Raw genomic sequence first — 23,496 nt, forward strand, 5'->3', positions numbered from 1 at the left:
CCGTTACTAACAAAGCTATAGGGCAACCTATGGAACAAAGAGGTAACTGTAACAAGTCTCCTATGGACATTTTAAATTAAATAGGAGGTTGCATATGTGTGGAATTATCGGATATGTAGGAAATGATGAAAAGGCAGTAGAAGTAATACTTGATGGGTTGAGCAAACTTGAATACAGAGGGTATGACTCTGCTGGGCTTGCAATCATTGAAAAAGGACATCTTTTTGTGGAGAAAAAAAGCGGGAAGCTGGATAATCTTAAAGAATCACTTAAAGATGCAGGGCATTATTCAAATGTGGGAATAGGACATACTAGATGGGCTACTCATGGGGTACCAACAGATGTCAATTCACATCCTCACTGTAGTTGTGATAAAAAAGTAGCAGTAGTTCATAATGGGATAATAGAAAATTATGCTGTATTGAAAGATGAACTTATAGAGAAAGGGTATATTTTTTCTTCTGATACTGACAGTGAAGTAGCAGCACAACTTTTTTCTTATCTTTATACAGGAGATTTACTTGAAACAATAATGAAAGTAAGAGATAGAATAAGAGGAAGTTATGCCTTAGGTATAATTCATGAAGAGCAGCCTGATAAGATCATCTGTACTAGAAAAGAGAGTCCTTTAATTATAGGATTAGGAAAGGACAAAAATTTTATTGCATCAGATGTTCCAGCTATTCTAAAATACACAAGAGATGTTATTTTCTTGGAAAATGATGAAATAGCTGTTATCGAAGAAGGGAAAGTAACAGTTTTTGATAAAGAGGGAAAACCTATAGAAAAAGAAGTTACTAAGATAGAGTGGGATATGGAACAAGCTAGTAAAAATGGATATCCTCATTTTATGCTGAAAGAAATAGAGGAGCAGCCTGCTGTTGTAGAAAGAACTCTGGAAGTTTATATAAAACCAGATGGAAAAGTAGATTTTGGAAAAGCATTTGAAAAAATTGATTTTGAAAAAATTAAGGAAATAGATATAATTGCATGCGGAACAGCTTATCATGCTGGATTACAGGCAGCGTATTTCTTTAAGAAAATGGCAAAAATAAAAACAAATGTGGACATTGCATCTGAATTCAGATATAGTGATCCTTTCTTAAGTGAAGATAATCTTGTTATATTTATAAGTCAGTCTGGAGAAACTCTGGATACTCTTATGGCATTGAAATTAGCAAGAAGCAAAGGAGCAAAAACTCTTGCAATAACAAATGTGGTTGGATCAACTATATCAAGGGAAGCAGATGTAGTATTATATACAGTTGCTGGACCAGAAATATCAGTAGCTTCAACAAAAGCATACACAACACAAGTAGTTACTTTCTATTTGCTTGCTCTTTATGTAGCTTTCAAATGCAACAGAGTAACTTTAGAAGAATATGAAAGTTATTTAGATAAAATTTATAGTTTAAGTGAAAAAATAGGAAAAATGTTTTTCAATAAAGAAAAGATAGAGAAAATAGCTCAAGAGGTAAAAGATAGAAAGAATGGTTTTTATATTGGAAGAGGAATAGATGAAAAAATAACAAGAGAGGGATCTCTGAAAATGAAAGAGATAACTTATATTCATACTGAAGCTTTTCCTGCTGGAGAATTAAAACATGGACCAATAGCCCTTATTGAAGAAGGAACTATGATAGTAGTAGTTTCAACTCAAAGAGACATGGTAGAAAAAGTAGCTTCTAATATAAAAGAACTAAAGGCAAGAGGTGCTTTTGTTATTTCGGTTACAAAAGCGGATTATAAAGAAATACTAGATGTATCTGACAGAGTGATACTTATAGATGACATAGATGATATGGTGGCACCACTATTATCTATGATCCCATTACAGCTGTTGTCATATTACACAGCAGTAGCAAAAGGTCTGGATGTTGATAAACCAAGAAACCTTGCAAAATCTGTTACTGTTGAATAAAAATATATTAAACAGGGGTGAATTTTTTGAGTAACATAAGAGAAAGAGTCATTAAACTGAGAGAATTAATGAAGAGAAAAGGAATAGATGTATATGTTATTCCTTCTTCAGATTACCATCAAAGCGAATATGTAGGAGAACATTTTAAGTCAAGAGAATTTATATCAGGATTTACAGGTTCAGCTGGAACAGTAGTAGTGACAGAAAATGAAGCTGGTCTTTGGACTGATGGAAGATATTTCATTCAGGCTGAAAAACAACTTGAAGAAAGTACAATTACTCTTTTTAAAATGGGAGAAGAGAATGTCCCAACATACATTGAATATATAGGGAAGAATCTTAAAAATGGTCAATGTTTAGGATTTGATGGGAAAGTTTTATCAGGAAAAAATGTCTTTGATATAAAAGCTGGATTTGGAAAAAAAGAGATAAAAATAGAAGATAGATATGATTTGATAGGAGAGATGTGGAATGACAGACCAGCTCTTCCTAAATCAGATGTGTTTATATTAGATGAAAAATATTGTGGTGAAAGTTTTGAAAGCAAGCTTGAAAGAGTAAGAAAAAAAATGTCAAACTTAAATGCCAACAATCATATATTAACTTCTCTTGATGATATAGCATGGCTTTTCAATATGAGAGGAAGAGATATAAAAAATAATCCAGTATCTCTTTCATATGCTATGATTTCTAATGAAGAAATTGTATTGTATATAGATAAAAATAAAATAAATGAAGATGTTGAGTTGTATTTTATTGATAAAAATATTAAACTAAAAGATTATTTTGCTATATATGATGATGTAAAAAATATATCAAAAGAGGATACAGTTCTTTTAGATACAAATAAGGTAAATTATCTTATATACAACAGTATTCCAACAGAAACTGAAATAATAGACAAAGCAAATCCGAGCACTCTTATGAAAGCTTGTAAAAATGATATAGAATTAGAAAATCTTAAAAACGCTCATATAAAAGACGGAGTTGCAGTTACAAAATTTATGTATTGGCTTAAAAAGAATATTGGAAGTCAAGAAATCACTGAAATGAGTGCAGCTGAAAAATTAGAGTCTTTTAGAAAAGAGTGGGCTGATTATATAGAACCAAGTTTTAATACTATTTCAGCATATGAAGCAAATGCTGCTATGATGCATTATAGTGCCAATAAAGATTCTAACAGTCAACTTGCACCAAGAAATCTTCTTTTGGTAGATTCAGGGGGGCAATACATAGATGGAACTACTGATATAACTAGAACTTTTGTACTGGGAGAATGCAGTGGAGAAATAAGAGAACATTTTACTTTAGTATTAAAAGGGATGCTGTCGCTCTCAATGATTAAATTTATGCATGGAATTACAGGAACAAATTTAGATATATTAGCCAGAAAGCCAGTATGGTCAAGAGGAATAGATTATAAATGTGGAACAGGTCATGGGGTAGGATTCCTTCTGAATGTACATGAAGGGCCTCATAGTATAAGATGGCAGTATAATCCTCAGGTATTAGAAGCAGGAATGACTGTAACAAATGAGCCTGGAGTATATATTCAAGGATCTCATGGTATCAGACTTGAAAATGAACTGATAGTGAGAAATGCTGAAAAAACAGACTTTGGACAATTTATGACTTTTGAAACTATGACTTATGCTCCTTTAGATTTAGATGGAGTAGTTACTGAGCTTTTAAATGAAGAGGAAAAAGAATTTTTGAATAATTATCATCAAATGGTATTTGAAAAGATTTCTCCATTTTTGAGTGAAGAAGAGAAAAAATGGCTGAAGGAATATACTAGAAAAATTTAAAAAATTATTAGGGCTGTTAAAAATTAATGATTTATCAACTGATTTTTGCAGCCTTTTATTTTGCTCTAGTTTTATTAAAAAAATTATAAAAAATTTTTGGAGAAAAAATAAAAATTATCAATTTGAAGTGCTCATACAAAAAAGGAAAAGTTCGAGTCTATTAATACTAATTAATTAATAAAAACTACTACTAGTAAAATTATTATAAATTTAAAAAAATAGTAGTAGATATTTTAGTTAAACTAATCTTATATTTCTAAAAAAATTTTTTGCAATATATATAAAATTTTGCACACATTTCTACAACAGAAAATTTTAGAGAGCAAATATTTTTTTGAAATTTTATAAAGTTTTTTGAAATATTTTTTGAAAATTCTTACTGGTGAATAAAAAAATAATTGCATGACCTAAAAAAAATATTGCTGAAACTCGTTAATATTTAAAGGTTTCAAACATGCAGGAAAAATATTTGAAAATAATTGAAAAAAAGTTGTTGACGGGAATTAGTATTTGTGATATTATAATCAATGTGCCGCAGGAAAGTGGAACGAAACACAAAACAAATTAAATAAAGAAAATAAGGACATTAACAACAGAATAGAGAGAGATGAAAAAATCAACAAACAATAAATAGGTGTAAACAATCAGTTATATAACTGAGTAAATAGATTGAACGAAGAGTTTGATCCTGGCTCAGGATGAACGCTGACAGAATGCTTAACACATGCAAGTCTACTTGATCCTTCGGGTGAAGGTGGCGGACGGGTGAGTAACGCGTAAAGAACTTGCCTTACAGACTGGGACAACATTTGGAAACGAATGCTAATACCGGATATTATGATTGGGTCGCATGATCTGGTTATGAAAGCTATATGCGCTGTGAGAGAGCTTTGCGTCCCATTAGTTAGTTGGTGAGGTAACGGCTCACCAAGACGATGATGGGTAGCCGGCCTGAGAGGGTGAACGGCCACAAGGGGACTGAGACACGGCCCTTACTCCTACGGGAGGCAGCAGTGGGGAATATTGGACAATGGACCAAAAGTCTGATCCAGCAATTCTGTGTGCACGATGAAGTTTTTCGGAATGTAAAGTGCTTTCAGTTGGGAAGAAGTCAGTGACGGTACCAACAGAAGAAGCGACGGCTAAATACGTGCCAGCAGCCGCGGTAATACGTATGTCGCAAGCGTTATCCGGATTTATTGGGCGTAAAGCGCGTCTAGGCGGCTTAGTAAGTCTGATGTGAAAATGCGGGGCTCAACCCCGTATTGCGTTGGAAACTGCTAAACTAGAGTACTGGAGAGGTAGGCGGAACTACAAGTGTAGAGGTGAAATTCGTAGATATTTGTAGGAATGCCGATGGGGAAGCCAGCCTACTGGACAGATACTGACGCTAAAGCGCGAAAGCGTGGGTAGCAAACAGGATTAGATACCCTGGTAGTCCACGCCGTAAACGATGATTACTAGGTGTTGGGGGTCGAACCTCAGCGCCCAAGCTAACGCGATAAGTAATCCGCCTGGGGAGTACGTACGCAAGTATGAAACTCAAAGGAATTGACGGGGACCCGCACAAGCGGTGGAGCATGTGGTTTAATTCGACGCAACGCGAGGAACCTTACCAGCGTTTGACATCCCAAGAAGTTAACAGAGATGTTTTCGTGCCTCTTCGGAGGAACTTGGTGACAGGTGGTGCATGGCTGTCGTCAGCTCGTGTCGTGAGATGTTGGGTTAAGTCCCGCAACGAGCGCAACCCCTTTCGTATGTTACCATCATTAAGTTGGGGACTCATGCGAGACTGCCTGCGATGAGCAGGAGGAAGGTGGGGATGACGTCAAGTCATCATGCCCCTTATACGCTGGGCTACACACGTGCTACAATGGGTAGTACAGAGAGCTGCAAACCTGCGAGGGTAAGCTAATCTCATAAAACTATTCTTAGTTCGGATTGTACTCTGCAACTCGAGTACATGAAGTTGGAATCGCTAGTAATCGCAAATCAGCTATGTTGCGGTGAATACGTTCTCGGGTCTTGTACACACCGCCCGTCACACCACGAGAGTTGGTTGCACCTGAAGTAACAGGCCTAACCGTAAGGAGGGATGTTCCGAGGGTGTGATTAGCGATTGGGGTGAAGTCGTAACAAGGTATCCGTACGGGAACGTGCGGATGGATCACCTCCTTTCTAAGGAGATCATTTCTCTTTCTCTATTCTATTGATAATGTTCTTACAGCGTATTAAGCGCTGGATAACTTATCAAATGGACATTGGAAACTATATAGTAGATTAAATACAATTTTAACTCTTGTTTATATAAACAGAGTTAGCTGTCAATCAAATTAAACAAAAACAAAATAGGTTAAAATAATTAAGGGCACACAGGGAATGCCTAGGTAGTAAGAGCCGATGAAGGACGTGGTAAGCTGCGATAAGCTTGGGTTAGCTGCAAACGAGCGCCAACCCCAAGATTTCCGAATGGAGCAATCTGCTAAGATGGAGTCTTAGCACGAAAGAGGGTACCGAGTGAACTGAAACATCTAAGTAACTCGAGGAAAAGAAAGTAAAAACGATTCCCCAAGTAGCGGCGAGCGAACGGGGATGAGCCTAAACCATATAAGTGTCAAGGATACAGCCGTTGCTTATATGGGGTTGTGGGAAGAACGTTTGAAGAACTGTAAGATATTCAACATATCTAATGACCGAACTGGAACTAGTTGGAAAGCTAGATCGTAGAAGGTGATAATCCTGTACAGGTAAACTCATTAGAATGTATGTTCTCTCCCAAGTAACATGGAACACGAGGAATTCTGTGTGAATCTGCGAGGACCATATCTCGTAAGGCTAAATACTCTTACTAACCGATAGCGTATAGTACCGTGAGGGAAAGGTGAAAAGAACCCCGGGAGGGGAGTGAAATAGAACCTGAAACTGTGTGCTTACAAGCGGTCAGAGCTCTTCGGAGTGATGGCGTGCCTTTTGGAGAATGATCCTGCGAGTTACGTTCAGTGGCGAGGTTAAGTATAACGGAGCCGAAGGGAAACCGAGTCTGAACAGGGCGACATAGTCGCTGGGCGTAGACGCGAAACCTGGTGATCTAAGCCTGTCCAGGGTGAAGCTGTGGTAAGACACAGTGGAGGCCCGAACTCACCGCCGTTGAAAAGTTGGGAGATGAGGTAGGTTTAGGGGTGAAAAGCCAATCGAACTAGGAGATAGCTCGTTCTCTCCGAAATGCATTTAGGTGCAGCCTTGAGTGTTTAATTATGGGGGTAGAGCACTGAATGAACTAGGGGGCATATTGCTTACTGAATTCAATCAAACTCCGAATACCATAATTCAAAGCTCAGGAGTGAGACTATGGGAATTAACTTCCATTGTCAAAAGGGAAACAACCCAGACCACCAGCTAAGGTCCCTAATTATAACTAAGTGGGAAAGGAGGTGGAGATTCACAAACAACCAGGAGGTTGGCTTAGAAGCAGCCATACCTTTAAAGAGTGCGTAATAGCTCACTGGTCGAGAGTCTCTGCGCCGACAATGTAACGGGGCTAAGTTATAAACCGAAGCTGTGGAATTGCGTAAGCAATTGGTAGGAGAGCGTTCTGTAGGCCGTTGAAGGAGAAGCGTAAGCAACTCTGGAGGTATCAGAAGTGAGAATGCAGGAATAAGTAGCGAGAAAGGGGGCGAGAATCCCCCTCGCCGGAAGACCAAGGTTTTCAGGGTAAAGCTTGTCTTCCCTGAGTAAGCCGGGACCTAAGCCGAGGCTAAAATGCGTAGGCGAATGGAAAACAGATTAATATTTCTGTGCCAGTTATATTTTGTGATGGAGGGACGCAGAAGGGTATGTGCGCGGGAGAACGGAAGTTCCCGTAAAAGCATGTAGAGTGGTCTAGTAGGAAAATCCGCTAGATTAGACTTGAGGTGTGATATATAGTCGTAAGATGAATGCACAAATCCCACGCTGCCGAGAAAAGCTTCTAACGTTAAGGTATAACTGCCCGTACCCGAAACCGACACAGGTGGTCAGGATGAGAAATCTAAGGCGGACAGGCTAACTCTCGTTAAGGAACTCTGCAAAATTGCCCCGTAACTTTGGGAGAAGGGGTGCCCCTGGATGTTAACAGCTACGCGCTGTAAAGCATTTGGGGGTCGCAGTGAAGAGGCTCAAGCAACTGTTTAACAAAAACACAGGTCTATGCTAAGCTGTAAGGCGATGTATATGGGCTGACACCTGCCCAGTGCCGGAAGGTTAAGAGGAGGAGTGAGAGCTCCGAATTGAAGCCCCGGTGAACGGCGGCCGTAACTATAACGGTCCTAAGGTAGCGAAATTCCTTGTCGGGTAAGTTCCGACCTGCACGAATGGTGTAATGATTTGAGCGCTGTCTTGACGGGAGGCCTGGTGAAATTGTACTACCGGTGAAGATACCGGTTACCTACAGTAGGACGGAAAGACCCCATGGAGCTTTACTGTAGCTTGGTATTGGGTTTTGGCATTGCATGTATAGGATAGTTGGGAAACTATGAAGATATGGCGCTAGCTGTATTGGAGTTGTCGGTGGAATACCAACCATTCAATGTCGAAATTCTAATCTGTGGTTTGTAGCCACGGAAACAGTGCTAGGTGGGCAGTTTGACTGGGGCGGTCGCCTCCGAAAGAGTAACGGAGGCGTTCAAAGGTTCTCTCAGGTTGGATGGAAATCAACCGCAGAGTGCAATGGCATAAGAGAGCTTAACTGCGAGACTGACGGGTCGAGCAGGTGCGAAAGCAGGACATAGTGATCCGGCGATTCCGAATGGAAGGGTCGTCGCTCAACGGATAAAAGCTACCCTGGGGATAACAGGCTGATTTTGCCCGAGAGTCCATATCGACGGCAAAGTTTGGCACCTCGATGTCGGCTCATCGCATCCTGGGGCTGGAGAAGGTCCCAAGGGTTGGGCTGTTCGCCCATTAAAGCGGTACGTGAGCTGGGTTCAGAACGTCGTGAGACAGTTCGGTCCCTATCCACTGTAGGCGTTAGAATATTGAGAAGATCTGTCCTTAGTACGAGAGGACCGGGATGGACAAACCTCTGATGTACCAGTTGTCACGCCAGTGGCACAGCTGGGTAGTCACGTTTGGAACGGATAACCGCTGAAAGCATCTAAGCGGGAAACCAGCTTCAAGATAAGTATTCTTTAAGACTCCTTCGAGACTAGAAGGTTGATAGGTTGGGGGTGTAAGAGCTGCGAGGCTTTTAGCTGACCAATACTAATAAGTCAAAGTTTTAACCTAAAGATTGAAAGCGCGAAAGCGTATGCTACTATATAGTTTCAAGTGTCTATTAGAAATAATACACACACAGCTTGGTAAGAATAGCTGCGGGGGTACACCTGGTCCCATTCCGAACCCAGAAGTTAAGCCCGTAAACGCTGAAAGTACTTGGAGGGAAGCCTCCCGGGAGGATAGGAACTTGCCAAGCTTTTTTTATTTTTTGAAGATTAATTTTTAAAAAATATTTTTCGATTATTGTTATCTTGAATTCAAACTTTTACAAGTTGAATAAAAAAAAAGAGACTTTTTATTTAAAATTTATAAATATAACTACTGTAATTATTTTGAACTCCAGTGAAGTTATGATATAATATAGCGAAAGGAAGTGAGAGTAATGTCGTATCTTATAGATTTGCATATACATACTAATGTGAATCCACATGCTTATAGTACATTAGAAGAAGATATAAATTCTGCTTTAAAAAAAGGAATGAAAGTTATAGCAATAACTAATCACGGACCAGCATTACAAGATTCGCCTCATTGGTGGAGTTTGGTAAATATGAAGGTTATTCCTAGAGAGGTAGAAGGTATGAGAATACTAAGAGGAGTGGAAACTAATCTAATAGATGATCGTGGAAATTTTGATATAAATCAAAGAGTGTATGATGTAATGGACATAATTCTTTGTGGACTTCATCCAGTAGAAGCTTATGGAGAAGTAGGAAACAAAGAAAAAAATACTAGAGCAGTACTTAATATCATGAGAAAACAGAAAATAGATATTATGGTTCATTTAGGTAATCCACAATTTCCTATTGATTATGAAGCAGTTGTTAAAGAAGCTAAAGAGCAAAATGTAGCTATAGAACTCAACAACTCATCTTTAGTATCTTCAAGATTAGGTTCTGAACCTAACTGTCAAAAAATACTAGAATTATGCAAACAACATGAATGTATGATTTCTTTAGGAACAGACTCACATATCTCTTATGATATAGGAAATTTTGAGCAGGCAAAAAGGCTATTAAATAACACTGACTTTCCAGAAAAGTATATAATAAACTCATCAATTGAAAGCCTTGAGAACTTCCTTAGATTAAGGAAAAACCTAAGGGCAAAAGAAATTTAAAAAAACACCTGTTATATAATACTTTACTAATAATATTACATATGTTATAATTGAAAATAATTATTTATATATTAGGAGGTAAAGTTAATGTTAGCAATAGGTGATTTAAAAATAGACATCCCAATTATACAAGGTGGAATGGCAATCAGAGCATCAATGGCAAAGCTGGCTGCTGCGGTTGCAAATGAAGGTGGAATAGGAGTAATAGCTGGAACAGCATTATCAATAGATGAACTAAAAAAAGAAATTAAAAGAGCAAAAGATATGATCGTAAATAAAGGTGGAGCATTAGGTGTAAATATCATGTATGCTACTACTGATTTTATGGATCTTGTACATGCATCTATTGAGGCAGGAATTGATGTTATCATATTTGGTGCTGGATTCTCAAGAGATATATTTGAAGTAGCTAAAGGAACTGGAGTTAAAATAATACCAGTAGTATCGTCTCTTAAATTAGCTAAAATTTCTCAAAAATTAGGAGCAGATGCTATTGTTGTTGAAGGTGGAAATGCAGGTGGACACTTAGGGACAGAAAAAGATTCATGGGATATCGTTGGAGAAATTGCTGAAAACATATCTATCCCTGTTTTTGGTGCGGGAGGAGTAATAACTCCTGAAGATGCAGAAAGAATGCTTGCATTAGGTGCTGATGGCGTTCAAATGGGAAGCAGATTTATAGCTGCTGAAGAATGTGAAGTAGATGATTTCTTTAAACAAATGTATATAAATTGTAAAGAGGGAGATGTAGTTGAAATGATGAGTTCTGCTGGTCTGCCAGCTAATGCTATTGTTTCTCCTTATGTAAAAAAAGTTTTGAATGAAACTACAGAACCGCCAAAGCAATGCAACAGATGTTTGAAAAAATGTACATATAAATTTTGTGTAAATGAAAGACTAGTAAAAGCACATGATGGTAATTACGAGGAAGGAATATTTTTTGCTGGAAGAGATGCGTGGAAAATAAATGAAATTCTTTCAGTTAAAGAAATTTTTGATAGATTTAAAAAAGTATTCAAGGAATAATTTATATTTTAGGAGGATTTATGAGTAATAACAAGATCTGTAAACTACTTGGAATCAAATATCCAATCATACAAGGAGCAATGGCATGGATCGCTAATGGAAATCTTGCTGGGCACGTTTCTAAAGAGGGAGGTCTGGGAATCATTGCTGGGGGTGGAATGCCTTGTGATATTTTGAGACAGGAAATCAGAAAAGCTAAAGATATAACTTCTAATCCATTTGGAGTAAACTTAATGCTTATGATGGCAGATGTAGAGGAACAAATCAACATTTGTATAGAAGAAAAAGTCCAAGTAGTGACAACAGGAGCAGGAAATCCAGGGCCTTATATGGAAAAATTGAAGGCAGCAGGAATAAAAGTTTTACCAGTAGTAGCTTCAGTAGCATTGGCTAAAAGAATGGAAAGAATCGGAGCAGATGCAGTAATAGCTGAAGGTATGGAAGGTGGAGGACACATAGGAAGTATAACAACTATGGCTCTAGTACCTCAAGTGGTAGAAAAAGTTGATATACCTGTAATTGCAGCAGGTGGAATAGCAGGTGGAAAGCAATTTTTAGCAGCTCTTTCATTAGGAGCTTGTGGTATACAAGTAGGAACTAAATTCTTAGTAGCTGAAGAGTGTACAATACATGAAAATTATAAGCAAGCTATAATAAAAGCTAAAGATAGATCAACTGTATCAACTGGGAACTATACTGGGCACCCTGTAAGAGTTATTGAAAATAAATTTGCTAAATTAATATTAGAAAAAGAAAAAGAAGGAGTTCCTAAGGAAGAGATTGAGCAAATGGGAACAGGTAGATTAAGACTTGCTGTTGTTGATGGAGATATTGACAATGGAAGTGTAATGGCAGGACAAGTTGCTGCTATGGTAAATGAAAAAACTACTGTAAAAGAAATTCTTGAAAGTATGATGAAAGGTTTAGATGAAGCAAAAGAAGATCTAGATAAAAGAATGTCAAGCTGGAAATAATTAATTTAAATAAAAATAGAATTAGAAATTTGTACTGCACTCAGAATCTTAGATAACTAGGATAGAGAGTGCAGTTTTTTTATAAGCTAATTTTTAGTGATTCATGAAGAGTAGATATAATATTGAGAATAAACTGCTCTTTGTAGAAAGGCACATAATTATTTTAAATTGATTTTTTTTACTGAATCAATAAAGACAGACATAGTATTGGAGATAAATTTATCCTTGTGATAAACGATGTAATTATTGTTTTTTAAATTTATATCTTTAATAAAAAGCTTTTTTAATTCTTTTCTTTCAAGCTCATTTGCAACTAAGATATCTGGGAGAACAGTTATTCCAAGATTGTTTTTTACTCCCTGTATTAATGCCTGTGAGTTAGTACTTGTCCATGAAGGAGCAGGAAAGACATCTTTTCCAGCTAGAGCATTATCAAGACAATCTCTTATGGCACTTCCCTTTTCTCTTAATAAAAGGTCTTCTTTTATAAATTCCTCTATAGATATACATTTCTTTTTAGAAAAAGGGTGGTTACTGGAACAGATAACACTTAATTCATATGAAGAGAAAACAGTTTTAATGAGATAATCGTTATGTATTCCTCCTTCGATTAAGGCTACATCTATGTCATTATTTAAAAGCTTTTTTTCTATTGCAGCAGCACTGTCAATTTCTATTTTTAGTGGTGTTTCAGGATAATTTTTTTTAAATTCTTTTATGATAGATGGAAGCCAGAAATTACCTATTGTGATACAAGAACCAATATATATAGGAACATCTTTTTCAGAACTGTAAAAATTATTTTCTAAATCATCATATAATTCGAGAATTCTTAAAGTTTTATTTAAAAATATCTTTCCCATCTCAGTTAAATATATTTTTTTTGATATACGGTCAAAAAGGATGTGTCCTGTTTCCTCTTCTAAATCATTTATTACATGGGATACAGCAGGTTGTGTCATATATAGTTTTTCTGCTGCTCTAGTAAAATTCATCTCTTCACAAACAGCTTTAAAAATATATAGATGTTTTATATTCAAAATTTTCCTCCTTTTTAATCATTACTAAAAAATCATGATATTTATAAAATAATAACATTTTATTTATTATAAATCAATTGATATAATAGGTGGAGCATAAAAATAAAAGGAGCTGAAATATGAAAAATAATAAAGTAAAGGTATGTATATGGCTTTTTGGAATAAATTTTTTTATAAGTGCATTCACTTTTGGTGGTGGGTATGTAGTGATTCCAATGATAAAAAAATACTTTGTAGATAAGAAAAAATTTTTTGATAATGAACAACTGATGGATATGGCTGCAATAGCCCAATCTTCTCCAGGAGCAATAGCTGTAAATCTATCAGTATTATCAGGCTACAAAACAGCAGGTATGATTGGAGCAGTGATAAGCTGTATTGCAGCAGTATTTCCTCCCCTTATTATATTGGGAGTAATTTCAATATACTATACGATGTTTAGAGATAATCAAGTGATTTCTTCAATACTAAAGGGAATGGAAGCAGGTGTTGGAGCATTGATAGTAGATATTGTTTTAGATATGAGCAGGGCTATTTTTAAAGAAAGGCAAAAATTCATGACATTTATTATACCTTTAACATTTATAGCTAGCTTTATATTCCATATCAATGTTATTTTTATAATTTTGACATGTTCAGCAGCTTGTTTCATTGATGGGTGGATAAAAAAGAAAAAAGGAGAAAAGATATGTGGGGTTTAATTTTAGTTTTATTAATAAGCTTTCTGCAAATAGGGCTGTTCAGTATAGGGGGAGGGTATGCTACAATTCCCTTGATACAGGAGCAGGTTGTAAATATTCATAAGTGGCTGACTTTTCAGGAATTTACAGATATAATAACTATTTCTCAAATGACCCCAGGTCCTCTGGCAGTAAATACTTCTACATTTGTAGGAATAAGAATAGCAGGAATACCAGGAGCAATTACAGCAACTTTTGGGTGTGTTATATCTGGTTTTATAATATCTATATTGCTGTATAATTTTTTTAATAAATATAGAAAAGCTGATAGCATCTTAAATGTTCTCAAGGGATTGAGGGCAGTATCTGTAGGACTGATAGCTTCATCTGCTAGTACAATATTATTGATAGCTTTTGGTGGAATATCAAAAATAGAAGAGGCTGGAAAAGCTAATGTGAATATGTTGGCAGTAATAATATTTTTTGTTTCTATATTTTTGTTGAGAAAGTTTAAAATCAATCCAATGTTAATGATGATATTGAGCGGAACGGCTGGGTTCTTTTTATATTGAGTGTAAGAAATGATTAGCTTATATGAAAATAATTCTCATTAAAAAAAGTGGATAACTCATAAGTAAAAATATAATCCCTATAATTATAATAGTTAAAATTACTAACTATTTAATTGAGAGAAATTTACTCTAACTTTTGATTATCCACTTTTAATTTAATTTTTATTTTTATATTTTTTGAATTTTATTTCTATGTATCTCGAAGAATTTATTTTTTTACTTTATTTTCTCCAATCTTTATCATAATTACTGAGAAGATGATAAGGATAAGACTTACAAGATGAGGTGCTCTTATATTTGCAATCATAAGATCTTCAGCTCTGAAGAAGCTGACAAAGATTCTGATTATGCTGTATATTATAATATAATACCACCACATATATCCAGGAGCTTTATTTTCTCTTTTTCTAAGAACAAACCAAATAAAAAGAAATCCAATAAAATTAAGTATAAGCTCATATAACATAGCTGGGTGAAGCGCCATGTTAGGAAATTCACTCCCTGCTGGTGATGAAGTAGGGAATACTATTCCCCAAGGAACAAGTGTCTTAAAATCCATCTTGTCAGTTGCTGGAAGAGAAGTATAATAAGAATACCATTCATAAAATTTTGGTTTTATACTGAAAATAATATTCCAAGGGGTAAAAGTAGGAACCCCATGTATTTCTCCATTCATGAAATTACCAAAACGACCAAGAGCCTGTCCTAATAAAAGAGGAGCAGCTGCATAATCTCCCAAAGTTAAAGGATTCAATTTTTTAATTTTAGCATAGATGAAAGTACCAATAATTCCACCAATAATTCCACCATGTATAGCCATTCCACCATGCCATGTTGCAAGAATTTCAGATGGATGATAAAGGTAATAATCTAGATTGAACATAACATAATACAGCCTTCCACCTAGTAAACCTGACACCATAGCTGCAAATGCATAATTTTCGATTACATTTGTTTTGAAATTTCTTTCTTTTGCCATATATTTTGCAATTTCTATTCCTAGAAAAAAAGATAGTGCGTACATTAAACCATAGAAACGGATTTCGAATCCACCTATAGTAAATAAAACTGGATGCATATAAGTACCTCCTAAATATGAACTTTCTACAAGGAATTATATCATAAATTTTCCGTTTTTGGAAAAATATATATCTTTTTTATAAAAATTTAATAAAAAAGTTGAAATATTTTGATAAGTCGAATATTATATATATAGGGTTATTTTTTTAGGTTTATGGAAAGTTATAAGTAAAAGGTACATAGAAGAGCTTTCAGGAGGAAAAATGAAAAGAAAAATATTGGTTACTATTCCATTAGAAGAGGAACATAAGAGAAAAATAGAGAATATTGCTTCAGATGCTGAGGTTATATACATAACACCTGATAAAGCAGAAAGATCTATAGTACAAGAGGCAGAAATAATTTTAGGTAATGTACCTGTTGACGCTGTAAGAGGAAGTAAAAATCTTAAATGGATGCAGCTAAACAGTGCAGGAGCTAATCAATATACTGAAGAGGGAGTCCTTTTAGAAGGAACTATATTAACCAACGCTACAGGAGCATATGGACTTGCTATAGCAGAACATATGCTGGGGATGGTATTGAATTTACAGAAAAAACTGCATCTTTATGCTGAAAACCAAAAAAATCATATGTGGAAGGATGAAGGTCCTGTAACTTCTATATATGGATCAAAAACATTGGTAGTAGGTTTGGGGGATATAGGAGGAGAGTTTGCAATGAGAATGCATGCTCTTGGAAGTAAGGTATATGGAGTAAGAAGAAATAAAAGCGAGATACCTGATTATCTTCAAAATATATATCAACTTGACATGCTTGATGATATACTTCATGAGTTTGATATTGTAGCCTTATCTTTACCAGAAACTAAAGAAACAAAAAACTTGTTTGATGGACAGAAATTTGGTAAGATGAAAAAGGGAGCTATACTTTTAAATGTAGGAAGAGGAAGTACTGTTCATACTGCTGATTTGTGTGATGCACTAAACAGTGGTATATTGGGAGGAGCAGGACTGGATGTAGTAGATACAGAACCGCTTCCAGCAGAAAGTCCATTATGGGACGCAAAAAATCTGGTACTTACACCACATGTATCAGGAGGTTATCATTTAAAGGAAACACTAGAGAGAATAAGAAAGATATCTATAGAGAATCTTGAATCTTACTATAATAAAGCCCCTATGAAGAACTTGGTAGATTTTAAAACAGGATATAGAAAATTTGTAAAATAGGAATGTCTTCATAATTAATTATCAATTATTGATTAAATAAATTTATTAGGAGGAAAAGAAAAAATGTATTGTTGTACTAAAGTTACAGATGATGTGTCATGGATAGGTGTTAATGACAGAAAAACTGAAAGATTTGAAAACTATATGCCACTGCCATATGGAGTAGCCTATAATTCTTACCTTATCAGTGATGAAAAAACTTGCGTTATAGATGCTGTAGAATTTGGAAGCTCTGCTCTTTATATTGAAAAAGTAATATTAGGGCTGGATGGAAAAAACCTTGATTATATAGTTATCAATCATGTAGAACCAGATCATTCAAGTGGATTAAAAGATATTTTAAGGGTTTTCCCAAATGTAAAAGTTGTAGGAAATGCTAAAACTTTAGGAATGCTTAGAGCATTTAATATTGAATTCCCAGATGAAAACTTTGTTACTGTAAAAGAAGGGGATATTTTAGATTTAGGTAAACATAAACTTACTTTTGCTATGATACCAATGGTACACTGGCCAGAGTCAATGGTTACTTATGATACTACTGAAAAAATACTTTTCTCTAATGATGCTTTTGGAGGATTTGGAGCATTAGATGGTGGAATATTTGATGATGAAGTAAACTTTGATTTCTATATTGATGAAATGAGAAGATATTATGCAAATATCGTTGGAAAATATGGGGCTCAAGTAACTAGTGCAATTAAAAAACTTAGTGGACTTGAAATAAAACTTATATGTCCTTCTCATGGATTAATCTGGAGAAAAGATATAGCTAAAGTAGTATCTTTATACAGTACATGGGCTCAACTGCTTCCAGAAGAAGAGGGAGTAGTAATAGTTTATGGAAGTATGTATGGAAATACAGCTAAAATGGCTGAAATTATAGGAAGAGAGCTAAATGCTCAAGGAATAAAAGAAGTAAAAATATATGACGCTTCTAAAACAGATCACTCTTTCATAGTAGCTGAAATCTGGAAGTATAAAGGATTAGTAATTGGGTCTTGTGCACATAACAACTCTGTTTATCCAAAAGTACAGCCGTTACTTCACAAATTAGAGAACTATGGATTGAAAAATAGATATCTTGGAATATTTGGAACTATGATGTGGAGTGGTGGAGGAGTAAGAGGAATAGAAGCTTTTGCTAACGGATTAAAAGGTATAGAAGTGATAGCAGAGCCTGTTGAAGTAAAAGGAACTCCAAAAGTTGAAGATGTAGCAAGATTAGAAAATATAGCAAGAGAACTGGCAGCTAAACTTATAGCTGAAAGAAATTAATAGATAGTGACAAAAAGCTTCCATAGCTCAATCGGATAGAGCATCTGACTTCGGATCAGAGGGTTAGGGGTTCGATTCCTCTTGGGAGCGCCATAAAAATTGTTTAAGGTATAATCTTAACAATTACGAAGAAAAGAAAACTTAGATAAAATTTTAATAATTTAAGTAAATATTTTAAGAAATATAAAAAATGTTATTAAATTATATATATAAATTTTAGACCTCAGATATTTAATTGTCTGAGGTTTTTCTTATAAAAAAATCCTCCTCTGTCTAAAGAGGAGGAAGTAGAATAAAATTTATTTGTTATCAGTTTCATCTTTGATTTCAGCTTTACCAGCTTGCTCTTTAATAACTTCAATAGTGTGGAGTGCTGCTTGCTTAGATTTATACATTTCACTTGAAAGAATAATTTCATGATTGTTTCCATAACCATTAAAATAAAATTGTTCATTTTTAGCTTTTAAAACTTTAAAATACATAAAAATACCTCCTAAGTTATTTTATTTGCAAGAATTAAAAATCAGAAACTTTTAAGTTCTTTGTTATATATAATATACAATCTAAGTAAAGCTTTTCTTTTATAAAAAAATTAATTGGAGAATAAATAAAAAATAAGGAGATTTATTCTCCTTATTATAGTAAAATTTAAATGTCATTTTTTCGATGACAACACTCGCAGCCAACAGCATTATAGCCTTGATTTTTAGCAAAATTTATTGCTGAAGTTCCATCAGGGAACCAATCTAAAGATTTAGTTTGAGTCGCTTTAATTCTAGAATTACACTTTGTAGAATGTACCACATTATAACCATCATTATTTTTTTCTAAATCAATTACATAATAAGGCATAAAATCCCCTCCAGTTAATTATAAATTAAGTATTACTCTATACAAAGTATAGCATGTTTTTAATAGGAATTAAAAAATAGTTGTGGTTACTTTTTGTTCTTTATTTGATTTTAAATAACTTAAAATAAACATATTTTTTTAAAAATACAACTGAATACAGTTAAACTTAAATTTGAATACTTTTTTTAATAAAAATTATAAAGGTTTTGCTTCATATTTATACAATTAAAAAAATAAGTTTGTTAAAAATAACATAAAACTTAATTTATTATATAATGAATTTTGATAACGGATTAAAATAGGAGAAAGGGGATTAATTATAGAAAATAAAGTTAGATTATAATTTTTACAATCAGAGATTTAAAAATAAAAAAATAGGGAGAGCATTCTTCCCTAAATATTTAAGTATTATTTTTAAAAGGATAATTTATCAAGAAATATGATAATAAAATAAAATTATAAATTTAAAGGTATATTTGAAGATTTAAATCTAAGATTAACAATTAAATTTTGATTTTTTGTTACAAAAAATTCAAAATCATCAGAAGTTATATTCTGTAGGAATTCCAACTTTGTAAAAGTATATGAAGGTTTTATAAAATCAACACTGAGACTAACTTCTTCTTTTTTTATAAAATAAGCTACCTGTAAATCTTTTAATTTATTACTATTTAAATCATTTAATTGACAGCAAATAGAAAGCAGTGAAAATTCTTTGTTAATAAAAAATTGTAATAATATACTTTCACTTACATCAAAGAGTAGATTATAAGATCCATTAGGAAAAGAAAAAGACATACTAACTGAATCAGTTTTCTTAAAAATATTAAGTTTTTCTGAAGCTAAACAAAAATTTAATTCGTTATCTAAAAACTTAGAACGGTATTCAAAAACTCTATTTTTCAAAATGATCATCTCCTGTAAAATATATTTTAATTAGTATTATTATATCTTATAAGGAATGAATAAATCAATATATAGTTTTGAAAACTAGAAATAAATAATTATGATAAAACTTTAAGATTACTTCATAATTATTAAAAAAATAAAAATTCAAATAAAATTATAATAGTATTTGACACTTTTTACAAAAATTACATTCTACTAATTCTTCATTATCTTCTGTTAATCCCCATTTTCTTAATTCAAGAAAAATATTATATAAACTTCTCCCTTTATCACTAAGAGAATATTCTACTCTAGGAGGTATTTCTGGGAAGATTTCTCTTTTAATTAGTTTGTCTTTTTCCAACTCTCTTAAATGCTGTACAAGAACTTTAGGGCTTATTATTGGAATTTCTTTTAATAATTCTCCATAACGCATGGGCTCTTTAGAAAGTTCTTTTATCAGCATTATTTTCCATTTGCCACTTATTAAAGAAATAGTATATTCTATGGGACATTTTTTACTCATCATAACCTCCTTTATTTTAAATTCTTTCTTTTTGGTAAGCTTAATTACAAAATAGTGCCTACTTGTTTTTTTTATATTATATAATAAAATATCATTAAAAGGTATCTAAAAATAATAAAGGAGCAGATAGCATGAATATCAAAATAGAAGTACTAGAAGAAAAGAATTTTATTCAATGCAGGGAACTTTGTAATGATCTAATGAAGTTTCAAAAGTCAAAGGCTTATATGGGAAAGGAAAAATTTGATTCTATGAATTTTGAAACAAGGATGGAACCAAGTTATAAGAATTCCCTAGCTAATTATATTCTTTTAATTAAAGATGAAGATACTCCTGTTGGATATCTTTTTTGTACAGTTAATTTAAGTGAAAATCTTAAAAAATCACCTTTTCAATTAGTTCCAGAATGGAAGGATATACCTGAAAAAATAGGGCATATAAATAATTTGTACTTTGAAGAGAAATATCGTGGAACAGGTTTAGGTAAGAAAACGATTGATTTATCAATGGAATGGTTCAGAAATTTTTCAGATGTTAATTTAATTTTGGTTCATGTTTCAAACGGAAATGATGAGGCCTATAATTTTTATATAAAAAAAGGGTTTAAATTTAGCCATGATATTTTAGATGGTTTTATAAAATGTCTTTATAAATATAAGGAGGAAAAATGAAAGTTTTTACAATAGGTGTGAATAATAAAAGTGCAGAGCAATTCTTTACATTATTAAGTGATAATAAAATTCTTAAAATAATTGATATTAGATTAAATAATACTACACAATTATGTGGTTTCTCAAAAATGAATGATTTGAAATTTTTTTTGAAAAGAATATTAAATATAGAATATGAATATATTTCAGATTTTGCTCCTACAAAAGATATAATGGTGAACTACAGAACGAATAAGGAATGGGATAAATTCAAAATAGATTACTTAGAATTATTAGAAAATCGTAAAATAAAAGAAAAATATCGAAATTATGATTTTAAAAATACCTGTTTTTTATGCAGTGAAGATGAAGCAGATGGCTGTCATAGAAAAATACTTTCTGAATATTTAGATAATTCAGTAGAGATAGTACATCTCTGAAATAAAAAAATGAGTGACCAAAATGAGATTATTCTTGTATAAAGGTCACTCTTCTTTATATTTTATTACTTAAAATATTACTATTGTGGTCTAAATGTTACTACCAATGATTTGCCAGAAACACTAAGACTTACTGTGAAATTATCAATATTTTTTCTGGCAGGAGCAATTTTCTTTCCAGTCTGTTTAGTTAGAAATTCAAGAACTTCTTTTTGGTTTTTATCTGAATTTAAAACATTATTTAAAAGTGTAGCCTACCTTCTAAAATTTTTTATTAGGCTTTCATTAAATTCTATTCTAGTTGTACTTTTAAATTTTCCTAGAGGTGAATATATTTTTACCATAACCAGTTTTCCGTCTTTTTCTTCTGAGAATCCTTCAATTAAATATGTTTTAAGATAAAGAGTACTCTTAAAATATTTTTTCTTATTTAAAGTAACAGTTCGATTAGAAGTTTTAACTTCAATTTTTTCTTTTTTAGCAGTTTCCTCAAGTAAAGATACAAGTTCATTAAAAGTGATACTATAATTATCTGAACTTTCTACTCTTGAAATATTATCTTTAGTTTTTGCTATACTATTAGGTAAAAAAAATAATTTACCTGCAAAAATTATAATTGCTATAACAAGAATTCCTAATATTTTAGTAATTTGTTTCATAATTTTCCCCCCTTAAATGTAATATAAAAGCTATAAAAGTATATCATGTCTCTTTTTCTATATCAATAGCTATTGTTTTAAATTATATTTATTGATTTTGGGGAAATGTTTTTATTTACAAGTTTAAGGATAGAATGATAATGAATCTTTTTTAGGATATAAAAATATAATCTTCTGAAATTATTCTATGGAAATATATTTGTAAAATTTAAAATAATGGACTTTTGAAAAAAATATTTTTATTCTATATTATGGTGAGCCTTAACAAGAATTCAATAACAAAAATGTGGAAAATAAAAAAATATCAAAAAAATATATATAATAAAAAAAATAGAATTATAGAATAAAAATTCAAATTATATCTATTTAAATTGTCAAACATTAACTTGTAATGTTTGATTTTTTCTGATAAATATTGTATCATATATATGGGGAAATTCCTTAAAAGATATTGTAAGGGAGTGATTTTGTGAAAAAGATAATAGGGATATTCTTTTTATTGATGGTCATGAGTGCCTGTGGAGCTAAAACTGATGAAAGAGGATTTTACATTGAAGGAAAAAATATAGGGAAACATAAAGAAACTAATACTTTATATGATTCTGAAGGATATGATAAAGATGGATTTAATCTTGAGGGATATGATTTTAATGGCTATACCAGAGAGGACTATGAAAAAGAAGGTCTGGATAATGAGAATTATGATGGAGAAGAGGAAGTAGAAGAAGAAAAAAAATAGCAGTATACTTAAAGCTCAAGCTTATTATAGTTTGAGTTTTTTTATTTCTTAGGAAATTATAATTTGATAAATTTACTGAAAAAATAAAAAATATTAATTATTTTGCATTTATATTAGATATATTAATCAAATAAGGTTAAAATTGATAGCACAAAAAAGCTGATCATAGTCAGCTTTTTAGTCATATTCTTTCCAGCAAATGGAGTCTGCATGTATATTAAAATATGATATTTTTTTAACTTTCATTCTGGTATTACATTTAAAACAATAAAAAGGATTTACTCCAAAAGCTTTCTATTTTTTATCAGCATAGTCACAACATGCAAATCTCTCTTTAGCAAGTTCTAAAAATCCCATTTTATTTCTCCTTAAATTTTCAATAAATTTATGCACAAAAATTTAGAATATAGTAATTACTCTTTTGTATTACAGTATCTAAAAAGATACTGTAAATTTTTAAGGAGGATTATAATGAAAAATGAAATATACAATTGTCCTATTGAAGCAACTTTAGAACTTATAGGTAATAAATATAAATCTCTTATACGTTGGCATATGATAGATAAAGTATTGAGATATAGTGAACTTCAAAAACTTATTCCACAGGCTACTCCTAAAATGCTGACTGAGCAACTTAGAAAGCTTGAATAACATGATTTGATTATCAAACTGTTTATCCTGTAGTTCCTTCTAAAGAAAAATACTCTCTTTCTGATTCTAGAAAAACTATAATTTCCATACTTGATACGATGTGTGATTGGAAAGAAAAATTTTTAGAAAGAAACCAGATTCCTTCATGCAGCAATAAAAAAGATTAATTT

The 23,496-nt window shown here is 32.7% G+C and carries 20 protein-coding genes, 1 tRNA gene, 3 rRNA genes and 1 pseudogene; 18 read left to right on the forward strand and 7 right to left on the reverse strand.

The window, feature by feature from the left end; all coding sequences use genetic code 11:
* Positions 1–94: 94 nt before the first annotated feature.
* From glmS to C4N20_RS10305, 8 genes are all read left to right on the forward strand, one after another.
* A complete protein-coding gene (gene glmS / locus C4N20_RS10270) occupies positions 95–1,921 on the forward strand; it encodes a glutamine--fructose-6-phosphate transaminase (isomerizing) (RefSeq protein WP_005978081.1) in 1,827 nt (608 codons plus the stop codon).
* A 68-nt stretch (positions 1,922–1,989) separates the two neighbouring features.
* A complete protein-coding gene (locus tag C4N20_RS10275) occupies positions 1,990–3,729 on the forward strand; it encodes an aminopeptidase P family protein (protein ID WP_231940510.1) in 1,740 nt (579 codons plus the stop codon).
* Between the two features lie 670 nt (positions 3,730–4,399).
* Positions 4,400–5,907 (forward strand): 16S ribosomal RNA (locus C4N20_RS10280).
* Between the two features lie 173 nt (positions 5,908–6,080).
* Positions 6,081–8,991: ribosomal RNA gene (locus C4N20_RS10285) — 23S ribosomal RNA — on the forward strand.
* 70 nt (positions 8,992–9,061) lie between these two features.
* Positions 9,062–9,178 (forward strand): 5S ribosomal RNA (rrf, locus tag C4N20_RS10290).
* Together the 16S, 23S and 5S rRNA genes form the textbook arrangement of a ribosomal RNA operon.
* A gap of 186 nt (positions 9,179–9,364) precedes the next feature.
* A complete protein-coding gene (locus C4N20_RS10295; protein WP_005976053.1) occupies positions 9,365–10,102 on the forward strand; it encodes a phosphatase in 738 nt (245 codons plus the stop codon).
* Between the two features lie 87 nt (positions 10,103–10,189).
* Complete coding sequence (locus C4N20_RS10300; RefSeq protein ID WP_005976054.1) at positions 10,190–11,128, forward strand: NAD(P)H-dependent flavin oxidoreductase; 939 nt, start codon at positions 10,190–10,192, stop codon at positions 11,126–11,128.
* 20 nt (positions 11,129–11,148) lie between these two features.
* A complete protein-coding gene (locus tag C4N20_RS10305; RefSeq protein ID WP_005976055.1) occupies positions 11,149–12,102 on the forward strand; it encodes a DUF561 domain-containing protein in 954 nt (317 codons plus the stop codon).
* A 158-nt stretch (positions 12,103–12,260) separates the two neighbouring features.
* Here the strand turns inward: C4N20_RS10305 and C4N20_RS10310 are convergent, their stop codons facing one another.
* On the reverse strand, positions 12,261–13,142 hold the full coding sequence (locus tag C4N20_RS10310) for a LysR family transcriptional regulator (protein WP_005976056.1): 882 nt from the start codon (positions 13,140–13,142) through the stop codon (positions 12,261–12,263).
* 119 nt (positions 13,143–13,261) lie between these two features.
* Here C4N20_RS10310 and C4N20_RS10315 point away from each other — a divergent pair, with 119 nt between their 5' ends.
* Both C4N20_RS10315 and C4N20_RS10320 read left to right on the forward strand, forming a co-directional pair.
* A complete protein-coding gene (locus C4N20_RS10315) occupies positions 13,262–13,843 on the forward strand; it encodes a chromate transporter (RefSeq protein WP_005976057.1) in 582 nt (193 codons plus the stop codon).
* Positions 13,831–14,394 (forward strand): chromate transporter, encoded by a 564-nt coding sequence (locus tag C4N20_RS10320; RefSeq protein WP_005976058.1) that lies wholly within the window; start codon positions 13,831–13,833, stop codon positions 14,392–14,394. The genes C4N20_RS10315 and C4N20_RS10320 overlap by 13 nt, the downstream gene beginning before the upstream one ends.
* A gap of 208 nt (positions 14,395–14,602) precedes the next feature.
* Here the strand turns inward: C4N20_RS10320 and lgt are convergent, their stop codons facing one another.
* Positions 14,603–15,472, reverse strand: a complete 870-nt coding sequence (gene lgt / locus C4N20_RS10325; RefSeq protein WP_005976059.1) for a prolipoprotein diacylglyceryl transferase — start codon at positions 15,470–15,472, stop codon at positions 14,603–14,605.
* 205 nt (positions 15,473–15,677) lie between these two features.
* Here lgt and C4N20_RS10330 point away from each other — a divergent pair, with 205 nt between their 5' ends.
* The 3 genes from C4N20_RS10330 to C4N20_RS10340 all read left to right on the forward strand — a co-directional run bounded on the left by C4N20_RS10330 (position 15,678) and on the right by C4N20_RS10340 (position 18,014).
* The gene (locus C4N20_RS10330) at positions 15,678–16,646 is read left to right on the forward strand and encodes a D-2-hydroxyacid dehydrogenase (protein WP_106878574.1); all 969 of its coding nucleotides are present in this window, start codon (positions 15,678–15,680) and stop codon (positions 16,644–16,646) included.
* Between the two features lie 63 nt (positions 16,647–16,709).
* Positions 16,710–17,921 (forward strand): FprA family A-type flavoprotein, encoded by a 1,212-nt coding sequence (locus C4N20_RS10335; protein ID WP_005976060.1) that lies wholly within the window; start codon positions 16,710–16,712, stop codon positions 17,919–17,921.
* Between the two features lie 16 nt (positions 17,922–17,937).
* Positions 17,938–18,014, forward strand: a tRNA-Arg gene (locus C4N20_RS10340).
* Between the two features lie 206 nt (positions 18,015–18,220).
* On the opposite strand, the gene C4N20_RS10345 is transcribed toward C4N20_RS10340, so the two are convergent.
* From C4N20_RS10345 to C4N20_RS10360, 4 genes are all read right to left on the reverse strand, one after another.
* Entirely contained in the window at positions 18,221–18,403 is a 183-nt protein-coding gene (locus tag C4N20_RS10345) for a YegP family protein (RefSeq protein ID WP_005976061.1), read from the reverse strand.
* A 166-nt stretch (positions 18,404–18,569) separates the two neighbouring features.
* Positions 18,570–18,773, reverse strand: a complete 204-nt coding sequence (locus tag C4N20_RS10350) for a hypothetical protein (RefSeq protein WP_005976062.1) — start codon at positions 18,771–18,773, stop codon at positions 18,570–18,572.
* Between the two features lie 456 nt (positions 18,774–19,229).
* Positions 19,230–19,679, reverse strand: coding sequence for a hypothetical protein (locus C4N20_RS10355; protein WP_005976063.1), 450 nt, complete (start codon positions 19,677–19,679; stop codon positions 19,230–19,232).
* Positions 19,680–19,836: 157 nt separating this feature from the next.
* Positions 19,837–20,187: a winged helix-turn-helix transcriptional regulator gene (locus C4N20_RS10360; RefSeq protein WP_005976064.1), complete on the reverse strand. Its 351-nt coding sequence runs from the start codon at positions 20,185–20,187 to the stop codon at positions 19,837–19,839.
* A 131-nt stretch (positions 20,188–20,318) separates the two neighbouring features.
* Between C4N20_RS10360 and C4N20_RS10365 the strand changes: the two genes are divergently transcribed.
* Together C4N20_RS10365 and C4N20_RS10370 are read left to right on the forward strand one after the other, a co-directional pair.
* Positions 20,319–20,858: a GNAT family N-acetyltransferase gene (locus C4N20_RS10365; RefSeq protein ID WP_005976065.1), complete on the forward strand. Its 540-nt coding sequence runs from the start codon at positions 20,319–20,321 to the stop codon at positions 20,856–20,858.
* On the forward strand, positions 20,855–21,277 hold the full coding sequence (locus tag C4N20_RS10370) for a DUF488 domain-containing protein (RefSeq protein ID WP_005976066.1): 423 nt from the start codon (positions 20,855–20,857) through the stop codon (positions 21,275–21,277). Before C4N20_RS10365 ends, C4N20_RS10370 begins: the two co-directional genes overlap by 4 nt.
* A gap of 254 nt (positions 21,278–21,531) precedes the next feature.
* Here the strand turns inward: C4N20_RS10370 and C4N20_RS10375 are convergent, their stop codons facing one another.
* Positions 21,532–21,936, reverse strand: coding sequence for a hypothetical protein (locus C4N20_RS10375; RefSeq protein ID WP_005976067.1), 405 nt, complete (start codon positions 21,934–21,936; stop codon positions 21,532–21,534).
* Between the two features lie 469 nt (positions 21,937–22,405).
* On the opposite strand from C4N20_RS10375, the gene C4N20_RS10380 reads away from it, so the two are divergent.
* From C4N20_RS10380 to C4N20_RS16850, 3 genes and pseudogenes are all read left to right on the forward strand, one after another.
* Positions 22,406–22,675, forward strand: a complete 270-nt coding sequence (locus C4N20_RS10380; RefSeq protein ID WP_005976069.1) for a hypothetical protein — start codon at positions 22,406–22,408, stop codon at positions 22,673–22,675.
* A gap of 471 nt (positions 22,676–23,146) precedes the next feature.
* Positions 23,147–23,326, forward strand: coding sequence for a winged helix-turn-helix transcriptional regulator (locus tag C4N20_RS16795; protein WP_005976070.1), 180 nt, complete (start codon positions 23,147–23,149; stop codon positions 23,324–23,326).
* Positions 23,327–23,397: 71 nt separating this feature from the next.
* A pseudogene (locus C4N20_RS16850) lies at positions 23,398–23,493 on the forward strand (hypothetical protein); the annotation flags it as partial.
* Positions 23,494–23,496: the final 3 nt, after the last annotated feature.

The sequence above is a fragment of the Fusobacterium ulcerans genome (assembly GCF_003019675.1).
Classification (GTDB): Bacteria; Fusobacteriota; Fusobacteriia; order Fusobacteriales; family Fusobacteriaceae; genus Fusobacterium_A; species Fusobacterium_A ulcerans.

What these genes read in the sequence shown, in the direction of transcription:
- glmS (WP_005978081.1), top strand. Translation starts at nt 95, where the DNA reads ATGTGTGGAATTATCGGATATGTAGGAAATGATGAAAAGGCAGTAGAA.
- C4N20_RS10275 (WP_231940510.1), top strand. Translation starts at nt 1,990, where the DNA reads ATGAAGAGAAAAGGAATAGATGTATATGTTATTCCTTCTTCAGATTAC.
- C4N20_RS10295 (WP_005976053.1), top strand. Translation starts at nt 9,365, where the DNA reads ATGTCGTATCTTATAGATTTGCATATACATACTAATGTGAATCCACAT.
- C4N20_RS10300 (WP_005976054.1), top strand. Translation starts at nt 10,190, where the DNA reads ATGTTAGCAATAGGTGATTTAAAAATAGACATCCCAATTATACAAGGT.
- C4N20_RS10305 (WP_005976055.1), top strand. Translation starts at nt 11,149, where the DNA reads ATGAGTAATAACAAGATCTGTAAACTACTTGGAATCAAATATCCAATC.
- C4N20_RS10315 (WP_005976057.1), top strand. Translation starts at nt 13,262, where the DNA reads ATGAAAAATAATAAAGTAAAGGTATGTATATGGCTTTTTGGAATAAAT.
- C4N20_RS10320 (WP_005976058.1), top strand. Translation starts at nt 13,831, where the DNA reads ATGTGGGGTTTAATTTTAGTTTTATTAATAAGCTTTCTGCAAATAGGG.
- lgt (WP_005976059.1), bottom strand. Translation starts at nt 15,472, where the DNA reads ATGCATCCAGTTTTATTTACTATAGGTGGATTCGAAATCCGTTTCTAT.
- C4N20_RS10330 (WP_106878574.1), top strand. Translation starts at nt 15,678, where the DNA reads ATGAAAAGAAAAATATTGGTTACTATTCCATTAGAAGAGGAACATAAG.
- C4N20_RS10335 (WP_005976060.1), top strand. Translation starts at nt 16,710, where the DNA reads ATGTATTGTTGTACTAAAGTTACAGATGATGTGTCATGGATAGGTGTT.
- C4N20_RS10345 (WP_005976061.1), bottom strand. Translation starts at nt 18,403, where the DNA reads ATGTATTTTAAAGTTTTAAAAGCTAAAAATGAACAATTTTATTTTAAT.
- C4N20_RS10350 (WP_005976062.1), bottom strand. Translation starts at nt 18,773, where the DNA reads ATGCCTTATTATGTAATTGATTTAGAAAAAAATAATGATGGTTATAAT.
- C4N20_RS10360 (WP_005976064.1), bottom strand. Translation starts at nt 20,187, where the DNA reads ATGAGTAAAAAATGTCCCATAGAATATACTATTTCTTTAATAAGTGGC.
- C4N20_RS10365 (WP_005976065.1), top strand. Translation starts at nt 20,319, where the DNA reads ATGAATATCAAAATAGAAGTACTAGAAGAAAAGAATTTTATTCAATGC.
- C4N20_RS10370 (WP_005976066.1), top strand. Translation starts at nt 20,855, where the DNA reads ATGAAAGTTTTTACAATAGGTGTGAATAATAAAAGTGCAGAGCAATTC.
- C4N20_RS10375 (WP_005976067.1), bottom strand. Translation starts at nt 21,936, where the DNA reads ATGAAACAAATTACTAAAATATTAGGAATTCTTGTTATAGCAATTATA.
- C4N20_RS16795 (WP_005976070.1), top strand. Translation starts at nt 23,147, where the DNA reads ATGAAAAATGAAATATACAATTGTCCTATTGAAGCAACTTTAGAACTT.